Origin of the sequence: Bradyrhizobium algeriense, assembly GCF_003062295.1 — a bacterium.
Classification (GTDB): domain Bacteria; phylum Pseudomonadota; class Alphaproteobacteria; order Rhizobiales; family Xanthobacteraceae; genus Bradyrhizobium; species Bradyrhizobium algeriense.
The window spans coordinates 1-2,232 of sequence record NZ_PYCN01000118.1; the positions used below are offsets into that span (position 1 = coordinate 1).

General features: G+C 63.4%; 3 protein-coding genes. 1 reads left to right on the forward strand and 2 read right to left on the reverse strand.

The window, feature by feature from the left end:
- Window positions 1–311 (forward strand): DDE-type integrase/transposase/recombinase (locus C7G61_RS42525; RefSeq protein WP_145963822.1); only part of this gene is annotated, 311 nt, incomplete at its 5' end.
- Between the two features lie 153 nt (window positions 312–464).
- Here C7G61_RS42525 and C7G61_RS42530 read toward each other — a convergent pair.
- Both C7G61_RS42530 and C7G61_RS42535 read right to left on the reverse strand, forming a co-directional pair.
- Window positions 465–1,820, reverse strand: a complete 1,356-nt coding sequence (locus tag C7G61_RS42530) for an IS1380 family transposase (protein WP_108523391.1) — start codon at window positions 1,818–1,820, stop codon at window positions 465–467.
- 121 nt (window positions 1,821–1,941) lie between these two features.
- A partial coding sequence (locus tag C7G61_RS42535; protein WP_145963823.1) for a PRC-barrel domain-containing protein occupies window positions 1,942–2,232 on the reverse strand: 291 nt, incomplete at its 5' end.

The following is a 2,232-nucleotide window of genomic DNA, read 5'->3' on the forward strand; positions in this document are numbered from 1 at the left end:
CTTGCAAGGCTCTGAAGACGATGAGCGACTACCCTCCTGAGACGATCACGACTGACAGACTGGCCTCGTACCCGAAGACCATCCGACGCTTACAAAGCGAGGGGCTGCTGCCGAAGAACGTCGAGCATCGGACATCGAAATATTTGAATAACATTATCGAGGCAGACCATGGCGCGCTCAAGCGCGTGATCCGGCTGACCCGCGGCTTCCAGAGGATGGAAACAGCCTACGCCACTTTGAAAGGCTTTGAGGTCACGCGGATGATCCGCCGGGGTCACTGCATCCTGCCCCGGCCAGGATTGAAGGGCTAGCCGTTCCTATTCACCAGAGTTTGTTTCGGGGCCTATTTGGTAGCGCGGGCGTGCCGATCCGCTGCGTTTCTTTCACCGCGGCAAGGTCTGGAACGTGGGGAACGCGTTGGCAGGGACGGGATGGGATGACCGGGGCGATGGCAGCCCCGGCGCTCAGGGCGAGGCCGCCCGGGGCTGGGGTGCCAGAGCGCTCGCAAGACGCCGGACGAGATCCGCTTCCGGACAGCACGAGGCAAAGGCCAGTCGGATGCGGCTGGTGGTTTCCTGCACCCGCACGGCGATCTTGAGCAGGCGCAACCGCAGCGTTGCGAACTCCGCCCGGGCGAGATCGCGTGTCGCCGGAATGGCCTCCCGCACGGACAGCATCAGCCAGTAGGCGGCCGTGTGCAGTACGAGCCGGACCTGGTTGGCCACGGCGCGCCGGCACGAGGTCCGATCGGAGGCGAGTTGCGCCTTGTGGAACTTGATCCAGTTCTCCGCCTGACCGCGGGCACAGTACAGGCTCTCATAGATGACGCGCGGGCTGGTGCCGGTCAGATTGGTGACGACAAAGCGGATGTCGAGCCCCAGGCGCGTGGCCTCGATCCGAGCCACCACCCGGCGCTCGCACGACCAGCTCTTGGCTCGGTGTGTCGTCTCGGCAAAGCCTCGGATGACGTCACAATCTTCCAGCGCCCTGTGGGTGCGCACCGCATCGGCCACCTCCTGAACTTTGGTGGTGAGCGGCCTCGTGCCAGCCAGACCGAAGATGTAGCTGAGGCCGTTCTGCTCGCAGAACTCCATGGCCTCGGGACGGGCGTAGTGACTGTCGCCGCGGATGGTGATGCGGGTGAGAGGCCAACGCGTCCTGATCCGGCGCACAAGCCGGCGCAGATGCGCCCGCACCTCCAGACCCGAAGGTGTTTTGCCCGGCCGCAGCACGATGGCGACGGGGCGGCCGGTGGCGCTGTCATAGACATGGATGGGCAGAAAGCAGCGCTCGTCATAGTGGGCGTTGAACAAGGAGAGTTGCTGGTGCCCATGCACCACGTCGCAGGTGTCGTCGATGTCCAGCACCACACCATCCGGCGCGGCGGCATAGCTGTCCATCCATTGATCGACCAGAGCATAGGTCAACCGGATGGCATCGCGGGTTGTCGGAGCGTTCTCCAGCCGGGAGAGGGTTGGCTGCGAGGCCAGATCCGCACCCGTCTCGGGCAAGTGCCCGCAGGCGAGCTTGAACGCCGGGTCAGCGCGCAGCAGGCCGAAGTCGTTGCAATCCTCATAGCCGCACGCGATGGCGAAGATGCGGGCGCGGATCATGTCGGTGATCGCGTGCGTCACGCGGCCTGGATCGCGGCGATCCGGGATGAGGCGCGCCAGCCGCTCGGCGATGCCGAGCCGGCGCTCGGCCTGGGCCAGGAGCATCACACCACCGTCCGACGACAGGCGCCCACCGTCGAAAGCAGCGGTGATCTTCTTGCGGCCAACGGCTGGAAACGGGAAGGTGGCAGGTGTATCGTCCGGCATGGCGAGTGTGGCACAGGGCAATTGGTGGCAGGGATTAGTCTCAACAACCAAATCCTACGCTGCTTCAAGTGCTTAAGCTACATCCGCCAGCCCTCTCCAGCCCTCTCGTGCATAAGAACGGCTAGATTGGGCCTCTTGGATCGTCGTGCCAGTAGTCCCTCAGTTCCTTTTGGCGCTTGCGGTCAGGCCAGACCAGATCGTCACCTTCGCCCCCATAGAACGATGGTGCATCCCGGACCTGCTCCTCGGTAATCTCAATACGATAGCCCTCAAGGTCCTTGGCATATGAAAGCTTATCCCATGGGATTGTACGATGGTGAACCCTGAGCCCGAGAAAGCCGCCAAACGTCACGTCGACATAGAGAACCCGTCCGCTCACCTTCTCAATCAGCAGCCGCTTGATGGTGCCGAT